Genomic DNA, 17,308 nt, shown 5'->3' with positions numbered 1-17,308 from the left:
CCTGCGAATCATTAACCCCTGTGCCCTTTGATTCGGGGGGCGCGGGCCTTATATGTAACCTTTGACCGAACTGATTCGCCCGAGCACGAATCACCGCGCCTCGAGAAGGAGCCCTGGATGGCCGCCAAGGACGACGACGACCAGAAGAACGACAAGGACGACAACGCGCATTCGCTGGACATGAGTCAGGCAGCGGTCAAGAAAATGATCGCCGAGGCGCGAGAACGCGGCTTCATCACCTATGATCAGCTGAACACGGTCCTGCCGCCCGAGCAGGTCAGCTCGGAACAGATCGAGGATGTCATGTCGATGCTGTCCGAGATGGGCATCAACGTGATCGAGGATGAGGACGAGGCCGAGGAGGCCGATAATCAGGGCGGCGACCTGACGACGACCAGCACCACCGGTCGCGAGGTTGCCGTGGCCACGGCGCAGGCCGAAAAGCTGGATCGCACCGATGATCCGGTGCGCATGTATCTGCGCGAGATGGGCAGTGTGGAACTGCTGTCGCGCGAGGGCGAGATCGCCATCGCCAAGCGCATCGAGGCCGGGCGCAACACCATGATCGCGGGTCTTTGCGAAAGCCCGCTGACCTTCAAGGCCATCACCATGTGGCGCCAGGAACTTCTGGACGAGGACATTCTGCTGCGCGACGTGATCGACCTGGAAACGACCTTCGGTCAGTCCATGGGCGACGAGGACGAGGGCGAGGAAGTCGAGCTGGAAGCACAGCCCGCCGCCAGCCAGTCCGAGGACACGCAAGAGGTCGATGCCGACGGCCGCCCGATGCAGTCTGAAGATGATGACGAGGATGACGGCGCCAACCTGTCGCTGGCCGCGATGGAAGCCGCGCTGAAGCCCAAGGTTCTGGAAACCCTGAACATCATCGCCCGCGACTATGAAATGCTGGCCGATATGCAGGATCAGCGCATGTCCTCGACGCTGAACGAGGATGACAGTTTTTCGGTCAAGGACGAAACCGCCTATCAGAAGCTGCGCGGCGAGATCGTGGCGCTGGTGAACGAACTGCACCTGCATAACAACCGGATCGAGGCGCTGGTCGATCAGCTTTACGGCATCAACCGCCGGATCGTCACCATCGACAGCGGCATGGTCCGTCTGGCCGATGCCGCCCGCATCAACCGCCGCGAATTCATCGACGCCTATCGCGGCGCCGAACTGGACCCGACCTGGGTGGACCGTATGGCGGAAAACGCCGGTCGCGGCTGGCAGGCGCTGTTCGAACGCTCGCGCGATCAGGTCGAGACGCTGCGTTCCGACATGGCCATGGTCGGCCAACATGTCGGCGTCGATATCGAGGAATTCCGCCGCATCGTGAACCAGGTTCAGCGCGGCGAGAAAGAGGCACGTCAGGCCAAGAAGGAAATGGTCGAGGCGAACTTGCGCCTGGTGATTTCGATCGCCAAGAAATACACGAACAGGGGCCTGCAATTCCTTGATCTTATTCAGGAAGGCAATATCGGCCTGATGAAGGCCGTCGACAAGTTCGAGTATCGCCGGGGCTATAAGTTCAGCACCTATGCGACCTGGTGGATCCGTCAGGCGATCACCCGAAGCATTGCCGATCAGGCGCGCACGATCCGTATTCCGGTCCATATGATCGAGACGATCAACAAGCTGGTGCGCACCGGCCGCCAGATGCTGCATGAAATCGGCCGCGAGCCGACGCCGGAGGAACTGGCCGAAAAGCTGCAAATGCCGCTGGAAAAGGTTCGCAAGGTGATGAAGATTGCCAAGGAACCGATCAGCCTTGAAACCCCCATCGGGGACGAGGAAGACAGCCAGCTTGGCGATTTCATCGAGGACAAGAACGCGGTCCTGCCGCTGGATTCCGCGATTCAGGAAAACCTGAAGGAAACCACGACCCGCGTTCTGGCCAGCCTGACGCCCCGCGAGGAACGGGTTCTGCGGATGCGTTTCGGCATCGGCATGAACACCGATCACACACTGGAAGAGGTCGGCCAGCAGTTCAGCGTCACCCGCGAACGTATCCGGCAGATCGAGGCGAAGGCCCTGCGCAAGCTGAAGCATCCCTCGCGCAGCCGCAAACTTCGGTCATTCCTTGATCAGTGATCCGCTGGCGGTCCATGGGGCCGATGATGGCGACCTGACCCATTTCCTTTACCGCAGCAATGCGCGCGAGGGGCTGGGTCAGGACGACATCGACAGCATCATCGCCCAGGCACGCATTCGCAATGACCAGAGCGGTCTGACCGGTTGCCTGCATTTCGAAGATGGGCTGTTCTTTCAATGGCTGGAAGGCCCGCGCGCCCCGCTTGACGCGGTCATCCGGCTGATCCGCAGCGATCCGCGCCATTCCGACATCGCCGATCTGTCCTATGGTCCGCTGAAGCGTCGCCATTTCGCTGACTGGCAGATGCGCGTGACGAATCGCGATTCTGGTTCGCTGATGGATTGGGTGGCCTCGAACGAGGTGTCGACCATCGACCGGGGCGCCTATGCCGGCACGGTCTCTGCTTTCCTGGTCGCGATCAGCCGTTAAAAGCCGACGCAACTGCGCTGCTGTCCGGCACTGGCCTGCGCCGGCAGAACGCGGTACAAAAGGGAAACATTGTGCCGATGGAACGAGCAGGTGAGGCAATGCCACAAAGCTTGACAGCGCGCCTTCAGGCGTGGACGGGGGATCTTTCCGCCATGCAGAACGCGCTGGCCCTGGCGATGGTGCTGCTGGCCGTGGTGCTGGTCTTGTATTGGGTGTCGCGGCGGCGGCTGGCATCGGCACAGGCGGATGCGGGCTGGCTGCGCGATCAGAATCGCCAGCATGAGGGCGAACTTGAACGGCGGGCGCAACGGATCGCCGTGCTTGAACCGCAGCTGGCGGCCGAGACGCAGGCGGGGCGCGATCATGCGCTGCGGGCCGGTCAGCTGGACGTTCGGCTGGAAGCGCGCGATGGCAGGCTGGCGGAATTGACCGAGGAACGCGATGGGCTGACCGACGCGCTGCATCAGGCGCGCCAGCAGGCAAGCCGGCTGGAATCCGATCTGGGGAAATTGCGGCTGGCTGCCGAAAAGGATCGCGAGACCGCCGCCCGCGAAATCGCGACGCTGCGCGAATTGCGCGAAGAAATGTCACGAAATTTCAAGCTGATGGCGCAGGAAACCTTGCGTGTTCAGGGTGCCGACATGCAAAAGGTTCAGGGCGAGCAGCTGAATGCGCTGCTGACGCCCTTTCGCGATCAGGTTCATCGCTTTCAGACCGAATTGCAGGCCCGCAACAAGGTTCTGGACGAAGAGGGCGCGCGCCTGCGCGAACAGATCGAGGGGCTGCATCGCCGGTCCGAGGAGATCAGCCGCGAGGCGGTGGAGCTGACCCGTGCGCTGAAGGGCGAAAAGCAGCGTCAGGGTGCCTGGGGCGAGATGATCCTGCAACGCATCCTTGAGGAAAGCGGATTGCAAGAGGGCACGCATTACGATCTGCAATCCAGCTTCCGCGACGAAGGCGGCACGCTGTGGCGGCCCGATGTGGTCGTGCGGATGCCGCGCGGCAAGGTTCTGGTGATCGACAGCAAGGTGTCGCTGAATGCCTATGAGCAATCGGTGAACGCCCCGGAACCTGCCGATCGCGAAGCCGCGCTGAAACGTCATGTCGCCGCCATCCGTGCCCATGTGACCACCCTGTCCGACAAGGGCTATGAGGCGATGGACGATGCATCCGTCGATTACGTGCTGATGTTCATACCCATCGAGGGCGCCTTTTCCGAGGCGCTGCGGGTCGACCCTGATCTGGCCAGTTTCGCGCTGGACCGCCGCGTCGGGCTGGCAACACCGACGACGCTGATGCTGACGCTGCGCACCGTCGAACATATCTGGATGGTCGAACGGCGCGAAACCAATGCGCTGGAAATCGCCCGCCGTGCGGGGGCGATCTATGACAAGGTTGCGGGCTTTGTCGACAGCATGGAATCGGTGGGCAAGTCGCTGGATGCCGCATCCCGTGCCCATGGTCAGGCGATGGACCGGCTGTCACGAGGGCAGGGTAACGTCATCCGTCAGGTGGAAATGCTGCGCGAGCTGGGTGCGCGAACGCAAAAGCGGATCGGTCTGGATCACGATGGAGGCGACAGTGCCGAGACGCTGCCCGCCCCGGATGACGCGGCGGACAGATCACGCGACGCCGCTGAATGAACTCCATCTTCACCATCCGGACCCACGGCCCCGCCTTCCACGATTTCACCCGACAGGTCGCCGACTGGCTGCGTGACATCGGCGCGGGGGACGGTCTGGTGACGCTGATGGTCCGCCACACGTCGGCCAGCCTGCTGATCCAGGAAAATGCCGATCCCGATGTGCAGGTCGATCTGCTGAACTGGCTGAACCGGATCGCCCCGCCGGGTGACCACCCCTCGATGTCCTGGTTGACGCATGTGCTGGAGGGGCCAGATGACATGCCTGCCCATCTGAAAGCGGCGGTGCTGCCGGTCAGCCTTCAGATACCGGTCGCGGGTGGGCGCATGATGTTGGGCATGTGGCAGGGTATCTATCTTGTCGAGCACCGAACAGCGCCGCACAGCCGACAGGTGGCGGCGCTGTTTCAGCGGTCCTGAGCGCCCCTAGTCGTCCAGAACGAAGGTCACCATCATATTGACGCGATAGCTGCTGATCCTGCCGCCATCACAATCGACTGTCTGTTCCTTGACCCATGCACTTTTGACATTGCGCAGGGTGTCATTTGCGCGGGCCAAGCCTTGTCGGATCGCATCCTCGAAGCCTTTGTCCGAGGTGGCAGAAATTTCTGTGACACGGGCGATGGTCATCCTGTGATCCTCCGATTGTTTGGGAAAGCCCAACGCGGCGGGGGCTTTGGGGTTTCACACCGGATGACGAGACATTCAGGCCACAGGTCGATTTCTGCATCTTGTGCCCTGTGGATAACACTACCCAAGCCCTGCGTGCCGGCCTATAGTCCCGGTGGATCGGCACCGGAGGGGACATATCAGGATGCGCTGCCCGTTTTGCGGAAATAGTGACACGCAGGTCAAGGATTCCCGCCCCGCCGAGGATAATGTCGCAATCCGGCGACGTCGGTTGTGCCCGGCCTGCGGTGGGCGCTTTACCACCTATGAACGTGTGCAACTGCGCGATTTGGTCGTGGTCAAGACCAACGGCAAACGCGAGGATTTCGACCGCGACAAGATGGCGCGGTCCATCCGCATCGCCATGCAGAAGCGTCCCGTGGATCCCGAACGGATCGAACAGATGATCAGTGGCATCGTGCGGCGGCTGGAAAGCACGGGCGAGACCGACATCCCCTCGAAGGATATCGGCGCCATCGTGATGGAGACGCTGTCGCGCATCGACAATGTCGCCTATGTGCGTTTCGCCAGTGTCTACAAGAACTTCCAGGACGCCGACGATTTCGACAAATTCGTGTCCGAACTGCGCCCCGGCGCCACCGAAGAGTGAGCGCCACAGGCGACGATCGGCATATGGCCCATGCGCTGCATCTGGCGCGGCGGGGTCTGGGGAATGTCTGGCCCAATCCGGCTGTGGGCTGTGTGCTGATCCGCGATGGCCGCGTCGTCGGCCGGGGCTGGACCCAGCCCGGTGGGCGCCCCCATGCCGAGCGGATGGCGCTGGATCAGGCCGGGGAAACCGCGCGCGGGGCCACAGCCTATGTCACGCTGGAACCCTGCGCCCATCATGGACGCACGCCGCCCTGCGCCGAGGCATTGGTGGCTTCGGGTGTTGCGCGCGTTGTCAGCGCCATGACAGATCCTGATCCGCGCGTGGCCGGGCGCGGCCATGCCATTCTGCGCGCGGCCGGGGTCGAGGTGGTCGAGGGCCTGCGCGAGGCCGAGGCACGGGCCTTGCAGATCGGATTTCTGTCCAGGATCCAGCGCGGGCGCCCGATGCTGACCTTGAAGCTGGCCGAGAGTTTCGACGGCCGGATCGCGACAGCCGGGGGCGAAAGCCAATGGATCACCGGGGCCGGGGCGCGGGCGCATGTGCATGCGCAGCGGCTGACCCATGACGCGGTGATGGTGGGGGGCGCGACCGCCCGCCAAGATCGACCGGGTTTGAACGTGCGTGGTTTTGGCGAGGTGCGCCAGCCGGTGCGGGTGATCGTGTCATCCGCTGCGCTGCCCGACCTGCCGGCCGAGGGTGTTGGCTTTGGACCACTATGGCAGGTCTCGGGCGATCCGGCCGTCATGATGGCCGACCTGGGCCAGCGCGGTTTGACGCGGGTGTTCTGCGAAGGGGGCGGCGTGCTTGCTGCGGCACTGTTGCGGGCGGATCTGGTTGATGAGTTGATCGGTTATACGGCCGGACTGATCCTGGGGGCCGATGCCCGGCCGGCGGTCGCGCAGATGGGTCTGGCGGCGCTGCGCGATGCGCCACGTTTCCGGTTGATCGAAACGCGGCAGATTGGCGATGACCTGTTTCATCGCTGGCATCGGGCTTAGGGGGCTTTGCCCCCGTCCCTGCGGGACTCCCCCAGGATATTTATGGACCAAAGCAGGCCTATCTGCGCCAGAGCCAGCTGTGCCCGGCAAAGGCGCCCTGAAACTTGGCCAGAAGGCGCAGGCTGGGGCCTCCGCGTGGTGTCTCTGGGTCCGAAAGGCGGTGCAAAGCTGTTTCGGGCGGGCAGGGCAGGCCAGTGACCGGATCAGTATAGCGGGGATAGGCGATCAGCACCGCATGGGCCAGCGCCGCAAGGCTGGGCCGGGCCGTCCGGCGTGCTGGCACCGGACCCAGATCACGGGTCAGGCCCCAGCCCGCATAGAAGGGCGCGCCGAGCGTGGTGACGGGGATGTTGCGGATCAGCGCCTCGAAACCGAGGGTTGAGGTCATGGTCCAGACCTCGTCACTTTGTTCGAGCAGGGCGATCGGGTCGGCGCGGCGGGCTATGTGGTTGGCAAGCCGTTCCAGATCGGCATCGGTGATGGTGCCGGGGCGCAAGCCGGCCTCGACATCGGGATGGGGCTTGTAGACGATGCAGGCGGCGGGGTTTTCGGCGCGGACCCGTTCGAGCAGGGCCAGGTTGCTGCGCTCTGCCCCGGCGCCGAGGCGGATCGAGGCGTCATCCTCGACCTGGCCCGGCACCAGGATGATCCGGGCCTTGCCCTTCGGCAGGCGCTCGGTTTCGCCGCTCAGGTTATATTTCGAAAGCCGGGCCTGGCGGATATGCCCGATCAGGGCGGCAGCGCGCGCTTCGCCTGCGGGTGGTGGGCCATGGTCGATCAGCCGTTCCAGCCGGCTTTCGTGGGTCGGGTCGTAATAGATTCCAAGGTCATCGGCGACCAGCGACAGCGCCGGGGTCAGTTCCGCGCCCAACCCACGCGAGCGCAGGAACCCGTCCTCGACGCGGATGGCCTGTGGCACGTCGCCCCCCCGATTTGCCCAGCAAAGCGTGACGCTTGCCGATGGTTTTCGGGTAAAGCGGACGCCTTTTCCGTTGCCGAATGTTCGGGCCATGCCAGCGCGTTTCCACAGCCTGATCCCATAGGCCAGATGTCCGGCATGATCCTGACGCCAGGCGCGGGCTTCCGCCTCGATCTGGTCCAGCGCACCGCTGAAATCGGTCAGCCGATCACGGCAGGGGTCATACCAGACCGGCGCCAACAGGTGACTGGCGGCGAACAGATCGCTGATCTCGGCCTTGCCGCGTGGGGCCGCTGTTTCATCATCGCTAAGCCCCCAGCCCGCGTAGAAGGGGCTGCCGAACAGGCGTGGATGATGGCCGGCCAGCAGCGCCTCGTATCCCAACTGGCTGCTGACGGCATAGACGGCATCGGCATTTTCGACCAGCGCCCATGGCGATACGGGCGCATCGCAAAGCATGTCGCCGGCGCGCAGGTCATCATGGGTGAAATGGCCGGGCCGCAAGCCGGCAGCGGTTTCGGGATGGCTGCGAATAACGATCCGGCGGCCAGGGTTTTCATCCCGTGCGACAGTCAGCATGTGCAGAAAACTTCCGCGATCCGCGCCCATCAGCGAGGCATCACCGCGGGTCTGGTCAATGACCAGAACATATCCCGGTGCTGGCAGGGCAGTCTTTGGCAGGTGGCCGTTATATTTCGAAAGGTTGGCTGCGCGCAGCCGGACCAGCGCTTCGGTTGCGGCATCACGATATGTCCCGGCATCAGCGACAAGCGTGGTGATCAATGAGGGGCGAGACGGATCGAAATGCAGCCCGATCGGATCGACCAGCAGCCCGATCGGACCGCGCCGCCCGATGGGGCCGGGGGTGCGGCCAGGTAGGACCGAGCGCAGAAAGGCATCCTCGACGGTGACAATCCCGGCGTGGCGCCGCGCGGCGATGTGGCGGCCGCGCCAGGCTGTTGGCGACGCGCCCCAGATACCGACCTTGTCACCAGGGCCGGGCAGGCCGGTGGTGACGTTCCAACCGGCCAGCGACAGGATTCGTCGCAGCCTTGGCCGCAGCCAGAAGCCGCCATTATAAACGAAAAGCCGCCGGGCAGGTGGCCCGGCGGCATCTGTGCCGGTTTGCGGCATGGCGCGTTAATTGCCGATGCTGGACAGGCTGTCTGCCGTCGTGGCGCCGCCGGTGATGGCCGACAAGGTCTTTTGCCATTGGACATAAGGCGCCTCGGTCACATAGACCGTATCCCCGTCGCGGATCAGGAAGTCGCGCGCCAGGAACAGCCCGTTCGGACGTGTCAGATCCAGCACATAGGCCATGCGCTGCGTGCCATAGATCGCCTGGCCCAGAACCTGCGATGCGACCGATTCCGGCTCGTCGCGCAGGATGAACACGCCGGTCGGATCGGCCAGGCTGGAGTTTAGGCCGCCGACCATCGCAATCGCCTCGACCGCGTTGATGGTTTCGTTGCCCAGGGGCACGCGGGTCTGCCCGCCCAGTGCGCCAAGCGCCGTAAAGCTGCGCTGATCTTCCTCGACCAGGATGATATCACCGGGCCGTAGCGCAATGTCATTGGCCGGAACCGACCACAGTTCCGGCATGCTGACCTTGCCGGACTCGGATCCGCGCTTGACGGTCACGACGGCGATTTCCGGTTCGATCGAAACGCCACCAGCACGTGCCAGCATGGCCGACAATGTGCGGGTCGGCCGCTCGATCGGATAGACGCCCTGCGCCATGACCTTGCCGATGACCGAGACGGTGGCACCATCGCCGGCCACCCTGGTCACGGTGACCTGCGGATCCGGGGTCTGCGAGGACAGCCGTTCCGTGATCGTCTGGCGCAATTGGTCGGGTGACGAGCCGGCAGCGCGGACAGTGCCGGCATAGGGCACGAAGATGTTGCCCTGGCTGTCGACCTGGATTTGCTGCAACTGGGTCGAACTGGCGCCGAGCGAGGTCAGCAGCCCGTCATCGACGTTTTCCCAGACTGCGATCCCCAGGACGTCGCCCGAGCGGATTTCATCCGCACCGACGGCACTTGCACCGCGAAAGGCCGAGGAAAAGCCATAGGAGGGCGCGAAATTCGCCGTTCTGGTGACGTGATTGTTGACATAGATGACATGCGCATCGCCACCGCGCTCGACCGCGCCGGCGTAAATCTCGTTCTTGTTCGGGCCAGAGCGGGGAAGGCCGCAAGCCGCCAATGCGCAAACCGCGGCCAGCATGGCCAACCGCAGCGCCTTGACGCGGCCAATTCTCGGGACTGTCACCTCGAAATACTCCTGTATCCGGTTCACACCCCTCTTTTACGGGGGCTCTGACGCAGACTAGCCCGTGTGGCCAGCCAATGCCATCAATTTAAGGGGTTACGCGGGTTGATCGGCAAGTTGTTGTCGATGTGCCGCACATCCGTCGGCCAACGCCTGATAGGGGTCCCGATCCGCCAGCATCAGATCGACGACGTGGCGCAGCGCATGGGCGCGCGACCGCGCGGCATAGAAGCCGCCGGGAACCTGGCTGGTATGCAGCAGATAGGACCGGTAATTGCGGTAATCGCGCGGATTGGGGGCCTGCGGGTTCTTCAGGAAGTCGGCCATGTCCTGATCCGAAACCAGTTCGGGCTTGCCGAAAACGGCCGTGCCGAGGGCCTTGACCGGCAGGCCGCGCCACAATGCCTGTTGCGCCGCGGTCGAGTTGACCGTGATCGCCGAACGTGCCTGGGCCAGCAGCATGGCCAGCTTGCCGCCGCGAACATAATGCACCCGCTCGGATATCCCCAGCTCGGCCGCCTTTTCAGTGATGTTGCGGCGGTTTCCGGCGCGGCCATCCTCCAACGGATGTGCCTTGAAGACGATGTGATGATGCTTGGGTGCGTGGCGGGCAAATTCGTCCAGACACAGATCGGTAAATTCGTGCATCCGCTCGAAGGGCGAATGGGCCTGGAAGCTGGAATCATGTTCCAGCTGCATCAGCACCAACGCGTAAGGAAAGCCGCCGCGCCGAATCTGGCGTTCGGCCCACCAGCGCTGGACCGCATGCACCGGGCTTAGCAACAGCCGGCGCAGTTGCAGCCGGAATTCCTGCATCACACCGATCGAGCGATGGCTGCGATAGCCGGGAAAACGGCGGTTCGCCATCAGCACCATGAAGTGATACAGCGCGCCATAGAACTTGTGCTGCCGCATGTCGCCCCAGCTTGCAGGTGGGCGCAGCATCTCGTCATCGACATCCTTCAGCGCCCCGCGCATCTCGGGGATCGAGATGCGCATCAGCGGGGAATGCCCGTTCGAGCCGCCGCGTTCATAGGTCAGCCAATAGGGGCGAAGGTAACCTTCCTCGAACACATGCAGGGTCAGCCCGTGCCGCCAGGCAGCCCGTCGCGCCGCCGCATGGACGGGTCGGACATCGCCATAAAGCACGATGTCGGTCACGTGCCGTTCGGCAATGATACGTTCCAGATGTGCCGGCCAGTCCTCGACCGGGCCGGCATGCCGGATGAAACGCGCCTTGTCCGACCAGAAAAATTCGTCGCCGGCATTGAAGCCGACCCGCCAGACACAAGCGCCAGCTGCACGCAACTGTTTGCCAAGCCTGTTGAAGAAAGGCCCGTGAGGACCCTGAAGCAGCAGGAATACTCTTTGCTGGTCGGGGTCACGCCGCCGAAGCGAGTGCACAAGGTCATAGTGCTTCTGGTACATTTGCCTACAGAGTCAAAGGAATACAACACAAGTTTCGGAGTGCAGGCGGGCAAATTCGCCGATCCGGGTTACGCTGTGAAATTTGCATGTATCCGCAAAAAAATCCAGACGGCAATTTGCCGAACTGTCTAAAATGACAGGTATCGTGCCGAAAATGCCGCGCTTGCAGCAAGGCACGCCACACCCTACTTGATGGGCAACGGATCTGACGGGCGGAGAGGCAGCATGTTCACGGGAATTGTCACGGATATAGGCACGGTTCGCCAGGTCGAGCAGCGCGGCGACATGCGTGCGCGGATCGCCTGTTCCTATGACATGGCGGGGGTCGATATCGGTGCCTCTATCGCCTGCGAGGGGGTCTGTCTGACGGTTATCGCCAAGGGCGAGGACTGGTTCGATGTCGACATTTCGGCCGAAACCATCGGCAAGACGAATATCGGCGCGAATGGCTGGTCGGTGGGTCGCCGCCTGAACCTGGAACGGGCGTTGCGCGTGGGCGACGAATTGGGCGGCCACATCGTCAGCGGGCATGTCGATGGCGTCGCCGTCATCGAAGAAACCCATGACGAGGGCGATTCCGTTCGCTTCAGCTTTTCCGCGCCGCCGGAACTGGCGCGGTTCATCGCCTCGAAAGGGTCGGTTGCGCTGAATGGCACATCGCTGACCGTGAACGAGGTCGAGGGCAACCGTTTCGGCGTCAATATCATCCCCCACACCCAGGAGGTGACGACATGGGGGGATGCCAAGACAGGCGATCCGGTCAATCTTGAGATCGACACCCTCGCCCGTTATGTCGCCCGCCTGGCCGAGGCCGGCTGATGGGGCCGGCTGGCATTGGCCATAATCGTGGCCCCGTGATCGAGGGGGCGACGTGGCGGGCGCAGTGCTGGCGCCGGGCAAGGGCCGAACTGCTGGGCCCCCGCCTGCCGGTCGAGGTGGTGCGGTTGCGGGTGGCGCGGGCAAGGGCCTTGGGGCTGGATTACAAGACCTATGCCGGGGTCCGGGCAACCACCGGGCGCGATCTGGTCGCGTTTCTGTTTTCTTCGAACGGTGTCGGGGTCTTTCGGGACGGACAGGCCATTGCCGGTGATCGGGCCGACCGGATGGCCAAAGTGGCGGCGGCGCGGCATCTGGGCTGCGCGCCGGGGCTGGACGCCGAGAAACTGGGGCGGCGAATCGCGGCTGTCTCCGCCCGCAGCCTGCCGGTTTTTGGCAGCAACTGGGCCGGGATGCGCGATGACATGAAGGGCTGGCTGCGGGCGCAGGGCCTGCCGGGCGATGCCGTGCTGATGATCGGCGAGACGGATCACGAGCGTGAATTGATGGCCGCGGGCGGGCTGGCCGGCTTTGTCACCGGGCATGACTATTTCAGCCCAAGGGTTTGACGCGGCGGCCGCTCTGGCTCTTTGATGCGGCATGGGATAGAGGCTGCACAGCAGCGAAGGGGCGAGGCATGCAATACGAACAACCCGGACCGGTCGAGGCCGACTGGTCAGACGCCATTTCCAGCATCGAGGACATTATCGAGGACGCCCGGAACGGCCGGATGTTCATCCTTGTCGATCACGAGGATCGCGAAAACGAGGGCGATCTGGTGATCCCCGCTCAGATGGCCACGCCCAATGCGATCAATTTCATGGCCACCCATGGGCGCGGGCTGATCTGCCTGGCGCTGCCGCGCGAGCGGATCGACGCGCTTGGGCTGACCCTGATGAGCCCCAAGAATTCCAGCCGCCACGAAACCGCCTTCACCATGTCGATCGAGGCGCGCGAGGGTGTGACGACGGGGATTTCGGCGCATGACCGTGCCCGCACCGTGTCAGTGGCGATCGACCCGACCAAGGGCGCGTCCGACATCGCCACGCCGGGTCATGTTTTCCCGCTGCGCGCCCGTGAAGGCGGCGTGCTGGTGCGGGCCGGCCATACCGAGGCTGCGGTGGATATTTCCCGGCTGGCCGGGCTGAACCCCTCGGGGGTGATCTGCGAAATCATGAACGAGGACGGCACCATGGCCCGGCTGCCCGATCTGGTCGGCTTTGCCCAGAAGCACGGGCTGAAGATCGGCACGATCAGCGATCTGATCGCCTATCGCCGCCGCCATGACAACCTGATCGCGGAACGCGCGCAACGCGCCGTCTGTTCGGTTCATGGTGGCGAATGGATGATGCGTATCTTCGCCGATGAAACCCAGGGCGCGGAACATATCGTGTTGACCAAGGGCGATCTGACGGCGCCGGGGCCGATACTGGTGCGCATGCATGCGCTGGACCCGCTGCATGACGTGCTGGGCATCGGCCGCGAGAGTGCCGGCACCATCGGCACCGCCATGGAAGAAATCGGGAAAGAGGGCAGGGGCGTCGTCGTCCTGATCCGCGACCTGACCAATGTGGTGGTTCAGCCCGGCGATGCCTCGCCCCATACGCTGCGCCAATACGGGCTTGGGGCGCAGATCCTGTCGGCGCTTGGGCTGTCGGAACTGATCCTGCTGACCAATTCGGCGCCGGTAAAGGTCGTGGGACTTGACGCCTATGGTCTTTCGATCCATTCCACCCGACCGATTCCCAAGGATTGAACTGAAATGGCCTCGAACACCGAACATCATCAGCTAGACCTACCGCAATTCGATGCGCCCGTGCGGTTGCTGATCGTGGTCGCACCCTATTACAAGGCGATTGCCGAGGGGCTGATCGCAGGTGCGCGCGCAACGGCCGAGGCCGCGGGTGCCACCGTCGACCTGATCGAGGTTCCGGGGGCGCTGGAAATTCCGTCGGCCATCGGGATTGCCGGGCGGCTGGCCAATTACGACGGCTTCGTCGCTCTGGGCTGCGTGGTGCGCGGTGAGACGACGCATTACGACACGGTCTGTAATGACAGCTCGCGTGGGCTGACCCTGCTGGGGCTGAACGGGCTGTGCATCGGCAACGGCATCCTGACCGTCGAGAACATGGAACAGGCCGAGGTGCGCGCCGATCCCAATGGCCAGAACAAGGGCGGCGGGGCGGCAGCGGCTGCCCTTCACCTGATTGCCCTGACCCGCAAATGGGCCAGCGGGCGCAGCCCCGACGCCGCGCGGCGGGATCATGACGTGATCCGCCTTGCCGGCGAAATGGAAGGGTCGGGCCGGGCATGAGCAATCCACGAGCCGAGGACAAGCGCGCCCGCAGCACGGCCGCGCGCCTTTATGCCGTTCAGGCGCTGTTCCAGATGGAGGCGTCCGGCCAATCCGCCGACCGCGTTCAGCGCGAATTTCAGGACTATCGCATCGGTGTCGAGCACGAGGGCGAGATCAGCCCCGAGGCCGACGAGAACCTGTTCACCCGGATCACCGATGACGCGGTCACCTGGCAGTCGAAGATCGACCAGTCGACCGATCGGGCGCTGGTCGCGAAATGGCCAATCGAGCGGATCGACCCGGTGCTGCGCGCGCTGTTTCGCGCCGCCGGCGCCGAACTGGTGACGCCGTCCACCCCGCCTCGGGTTGTCATCACCGAATATGTGCGGCTGGCGCAGGCCTTTTTCCCCGATGGTCGCGAGCCGAAATTCGTCAATGCCGTGCTGGATCACATGGCCCATTCGCTGCGCCCCGAAGCCTTCAACTGATCGCACGGCCCCGGCTGTCGCCCCAGACCGGCCGATTATATTCGAAAACCTGCCCGAGATTTCGGCCCGACTCACTGTGAAAAGCGTGGGCCGGGCTGTTTCATGGCCGTTTTCGACAGTCGGTGAAGGCCTTTTGCGATTGTGGCCGTGAAACAGCGGCCAGCAGTAGTGTCGATCCTGCAACAGAACGCCTCGGCGCGATCGTTGCGACATTGCCTAAAATTTTCGCAATGCCCCGACGCTCACGAAACTGTTTCAGTCGGATTTGCTGGGGGCGACGGCAGAAGGGCGACTAGCCGACTGACTTCGCTTGGGTAAGTCAACATAGGCCCGGTTCCATCAAGTTTTATTGCATCCTTAAGTTGAGCTTAAACACGCTTATCCCGGAAGTTTCGGTGTTTGATCAATTTTTTGAGAGTGAATGGCGAATTTCTCGCCTCTTAACCGGACCATCCCAAGCGCCTAGGTCAAGTCTCGCAGTGATGCTCTGGCGCCGCAGTGACAGCGCCACGATCAACCCAATGGATATTGTGGAGTGAAAGATGAAAAAGCTTGTTCTTCTGACCAGCGCCACCGCCATCGTCGCGGCCCTGTCGGTCCCCGCCTTCGCGCAGACCGAACTTGCCGCCGGTGCCAACGCGACCGGCGTGGGTGCGGTCGATGACACCATCACCGATATCGAGGATGCGGTGATCGACGATTTCGACCGCAGCCGCGATGCCGACCGCTTTGGCCCGGCAGATCGCCGCCAGGGTCTGTTTGGCTCGATGGCGCTGAGCTATAGCGGCTCGACCGGCAATTCCGAGGCGCAGGATCTGGGGATCGCAGGCCGTGTGTCCTATAATCAGGGCCCGTTCGCGCAATCGGTCGGCCTTGCCATCGAGTTCGGTGAAAACGACAGCGGCGACAAGGACAAGGAAGAGGTCAGCGCCATCTATGATGCGCAATATTACTTCAATGACCGCTTCTATGCCTTCGCCCTGGGCCGGTTCAGCGTTGATGGTCTGGTTGACGGCGTTGCCGACTATGCCGGCGATGACGTTGCCGAGGAGCTGACCGATCTGCGTCGCGACGGCTTCCTGGGCTTTGGTCCGGGCTATCGCATCATCAATACCGATAACACCGCATGGCGTGTGCAGGCAGGTATCGGTGTGCGCTATACCCAGACCGGGCAGCAATATATCGACGATGAATCGGATACGGATACCGGCTATATCGTGTCGTCGCGGCTGTATCACCGCTTCAACGACATGGTGTTCATCACCAATGACACCGACTATCTGACCTCGGACGCCAATGACGTCGCCACCAACCAGTTCGGTGTGAACTTCCGGATGTCCGAGCAGCTGGCCACCAAGGTGAGCTATACCACCGAGTATCAGTCGGATCGCGACATCCGCACCGACAATACGCTGGGTGTCTCGCTGGTCTACGGCTTCTGATCCTCGATCCCTCGGATCACAAGTCTCTCTGCGAAAGGCGGGCCATTGGGTCCGCCTTTCTGCATTGCCGGGCCGCGCGCAGGAAAACGCCGCCCGCGGCGCGAACCGGGGCGGCGTTGTCATGTGGCGGGAACCGCAGCAACCGCGGCAGCGTCAGATTTCCCGAAAGCCTGAACAATCAGGTGGGCGCCGGGTAACCAGGCCAGGGCCAGGACAGAGCCAGCTCCCTCGGAAAATTTATAGGCCAGTGGAAAAAAGGCCGCACGCGCGAAGAGCAGAAGCCCGCCGGCTGGAAAAATAGGCGGGCGTCGCCTGCGTTTCAAGCGGGCAATGGATATTTGAATGAAGAAGAACGGGCTTGTCCGGTGTTTTCGTTTCGTTCATGTTCGAGCGATGGATGAGACGCTTCCCTTGATGGCCGGTCAACGTCTGGCGCGCGGCGTGGCGCGGATGCTGCGCAGTCTGGATCATGCCGTGATCCCGGAATTCGTGCCAACTCGCGGTTTGCGGGTGGACCTGATCAGCCTTGGCCCAAAGGGCGAGATCTGGATCGTCGAATGCAAAAGCTGCCGCGCCGATTTTGCCGGTGACCGCAAATGGCAGGGATATCTTGATTGGTGCGACCGCTATTTCTGGGCTGTCGATCGTGATTTTCCGGCCGAATTGCTGCCAGAGGATACCGGACTGATCCTGGCCGATCCTTACGGGGCCGAGATACAGCGCATGGCACCGGAAACCCGGTTGCCGGCCGCGCGTCGCAGCCGCCTGATCCGTGATTTCGGCCGGGCGGCAGCGATGCGGTTGCATGGGTTGGCCGATCCGGTCGGTCTGGGCGACGGGGCCGTTTAAGGCCAGATGCAATGGCGGCCCCGGTGGTGGACCCGCGCCGGATCAGCGCCGCTGCGGCTTGCCCTTGCCGGGCTTGCCGCCGGCACCGGGGCGGGGCCGGCCCATGCCGCGAACCGCTTCGGCGGCGGCCAGCAGTTCCTCGGCGATTTCGGTCGCCTCGTCGGGATCGAAATCCAGCGGCAGGTCGATGCCATCGGCCTCGATATAGATGCGGACCATGCCCTGATCGGTCGGTCCGATCTGCAAATTGGCGGCGATGTTGCTTTCGCTGTTGATGCCCATGGCGGTCGTCCTTTTTTCAGGTGCCTTCCATAGCGCGGGACAAGATTTCGGGCAAGTCGGGCTTGCAT

At 63.3% G+C, this 17,308-nt stretch carries 18 protein-coding genes; 13 read left to right on the top strand and 5 right to left on the bottom strand.

Annotation, left to right across the window (positions count from 1 at the left end; genetic code table 11):
- The first annotated feature begins 117 nt into the window (after positions 1–117).
- The 4 genes from rpoD to FNJ84_RS13225 all read left to right on the top strand — a co-directional run bounded on the left by rpoD (position 118) and on the right by FNJ84_RS13225 (position 4,586).
- On the top strand, positions 118–2,094 hold the full coding sequence (gene rpoD, locus FNJ84_RS13240) for an RNA polymerase sigma factor RpoD (RefSeq protein ID WP_143793613.1): 1,977 nt from the start codon (positions 118–120) through the stop codon (positions 2,092–2,094).
- Entirely contained in the window at positions 2,084–2,524 is a 441-nt protein-coding gene (locus FNJ84_RS13235) for a BLUF domain-containing protein (protein WP_185968524.1), read from the top strand. Before rpoD ends, FNJ84_RS13235 begins: the two co-directional genes overlap by 11 nt.
- Positions 2,525–2,634: 110 nt before the next feature.
- Positions 2,635–4,167 (top strand): DNA recombination protein RmuC, encoded by a 1,533-nt coding sequence (gene rmuC, locus FNJ84_RS13230; protein ID WP_255471202.1) that lies wholly within the window; start codon positions 2,635–2,637, stop codon positions 4,165–4,167.
- Complete coding sequence (locus tag FNJ84_RS13225) at positions 4,164–4,586, top strand: secondary thiamine-phosphate synthase enzyme YjbQ (RefSeq protein ID WP_143793610.1); 423 nt, start codon at positions 4,164–4,166, stop codon at positions 4,584–4,586. The genes rmuC and FNJ84_RS13225 overlap by 4 nt, the downstream gene beginning before the upstream one ends.
- A 6-nt stretch (positions 4,587–4,592) precedes the next feature.
- Here FNJ84_RS13225 and FNJ84_RS13220 read toward each other — a convergent pair whose 3' ends face one another.
- Entirely contained in the window at positions 4,593–4,796 is a 204-nt protein-coding gene (locus FNJ84_RS13220) for a dodecin family protein (RefSeq protein ID WP_143793609.1), read from the bottom strand.
- A 184-nt stretch (positions 4,797–4,980) separates the two neighbouring features.
- On the opposite strand from FNJ84_RS13220, the gene nrdR reads away from it, so the two are divergent.
- Both nrdR and ribD read left to right on the top strand, forming a co-directional pair.
- Entirely contained in the window at positions 4,981–5,445 is a 465-nt protein-coding gene (gene nrdR, locus FNJ84_RS13215; protein WP_143793608.1) for a transcriptional regulator NrdR, read from the top strand.
- 23 nt (positions 5,446–5,468) lie between these two features.
- Positions 5,469–6,446, top strand: a complete 978-nt coding sequence (gene ribD, locus FNJ84_RS13210; protein ID WP_143793760.1) for a bifunctional diaminohydroxyphosphoribosylaminopyrimidine deaminase/5-amino-6-(5-phosphoribosylamino)uracil reductase RibD — start codon at positions 5,469–5,471, stop codon at positions 6,444–6,446.
- Positions 6,447–6,504: 58 nt separating this feature from the next.
- On the opposite strand, the gene FNJ84_RS13205 is transcribed toward ribD, so the two are convergent.
- The 3 genes from FNJ84_RS13205 to FNJ84_RS13195 all read right to left on the bottom strand — a co-directional run bounded on the left by FNJ84_RS13205 (position 6,505) and on the right by FNJ84_RS13195 (position 10,947).
- Complete coding sequence (locus FNJ84_RS13205) at positions 6,505–8,499, bottom strand: capsular polysaccharide biosynthesis protein (RefSeq protein WP_143793607.1); 1,995 nt, start codon at positions 8,497–8,499, stop codon at positions 6,505–6,507.
- Between the two features lie 6 nt (positions 8,500–8,505).
- Positions 8,506–9,594, bottom strand: a complete 1,089-nt coding sequence (locus FNJ84_RS13200) for a polysaccharide biosynthesis/export family protein (RefSeq protein WP_143793758.1) — start codon at positions 9,592–9,594, stop codon at positions 8,506–8,508.
- A 141-nt stretch (positions 9,595–9,735) separates the two neighbouring features.
- Positions 9,736–10,947, bottom strand: coding sequence for a capsule biosynthesis protein CapA (locus FNJ84_RS13195; protein WP_363323859.1), 1,212 nt, complete (start codon positions 10,945–10,947; stop codon positions 9,736–9,738).
- A gap of 345 nt (positions 10,948–11,292) precedes the next feature.
- On the opposite strand from FNJ84_RS13195, the gene FNJ84_RS13190 reads away from it, so the two are divergent.
- From FNJ84_RS13190 to FNJ84_RS13160, 7 genes are all read left to right on the top strand, one after another.
- Positions 11,293–11,886: a riboflavin synthase gene (locus FNJ84_RS13190; RefSeq protein WP_143793756.1), complete on the top strand. Its 594-nt coding sequence runs from the start codon at positions 11,293–11,295 to the stop codon at positions 11,884–11,886.
- Positions 11,886–12,452 carry a hypothetical protein gene (locus FNJ84_RS13185; protein WP_143793605.1) on the top strand — a complete coding sequence of 189 codons (567 nt, stop codon included), beginning with the start codon at positions 11,886–11,888 and terminating at the stop codon, positions 12,450–12,452. The genes FNJ84_RS13190 and FNJ84_RS13185 overlap by 1 nt, the downstream gene beginning before the upstream one ends.
- 68 nt (positions 12,453–12,520) lie before the next feature.
- Positions 12,521–13,639: a 3,4-dihydroxy-2-butanone-4-phosphate synthase gene (gene ribB / locus FNJ84_RS13180; RefSeq protein ID WP_143793604.1), complete on the top strand. Its 1,119-nt coding sequence runs from the start codon at positions 12,521–12,523 to the stop codon at positions 13,637–13,639.
- A gap of 6 nt (positions 13,640–13,645) precedes the next feature.
- Entirely contained in the window at positions 13,646–14,197 is a 552-nt protein-coding gene (locus FNJ84_RS13175; protein WP_143793603.1) for a 6,7-dimethyl-8-ribityllumazine synthase, read from the top strand.
- Positions 14,194–14,667 carry a transcription antitermination factor NusB gene (nusB, locus tag FNJ84_RS13170; RefSeq protein ID WP_143793602.1) on the top strand — a complete coding sequence of 158 codons (474 nt, stop codon included), beginning with the start codon at positions 14,194–14,196 and terminating at the stop codon, positions 14,665–14,667. The genes FNJ84_RS13175 and nusB overlap by 4 nt, the downstream gene beginning before the upstream one ends.
- Before the next feature lie 542 nt (positions 14,668–15,209).
- Positions 15,210–16,109: a YdiY family protein gene (locus FNJ84_RS13165; RefSeq protein ID WP_143793601.1), complete on the top strand. Its 900-nt coding sequence runs from the start codon at positions 15,210–15,212 to the stop codon at positions 16,107–16,109.
- A gap of 393 nt (positions 16,110–16,502) precedes the next feature.
- On the top strand, positions 16,503–16,958 hold the full coding sequence (locus FNJ84_RS13160) for an MmcB family DNA repair protein (protein WP_143793600.1): 456 nt from the start codon (positions 16,503–16,505) through the stop codon (positions 16,956–16,958).
- A gap of 42 nt (positions 16,959–17,000) precedes the next feature.
- On the opposite strand, the gene FNJ84_RS13155 is transcribed toward FNJ84_RS13160, so the two are convergent.
- Entirely contained in the window at positions 17,001–17,240 is a 240-nt protein-coding gene (locus tag FNJ84_RS13155; RefSeq protein ID WP_143793599.1) for a DUF6324 family protein, read from the bottom strand.
- Positions 17,241–17,308: the final 68 nt, after the last annotated feature.

It is taken from the genome of Paracoccus sp. M683, assembly GCF_007096355.1.
GTDB lineage: Bacteria > Pseudomonadota > Alphaproteobacteria > Rhodobacterales > Rhodobacteraceae > Paracoccus.
This window is presented reverse-complemented; position numbering and strand designations above follow the sequence as displayed.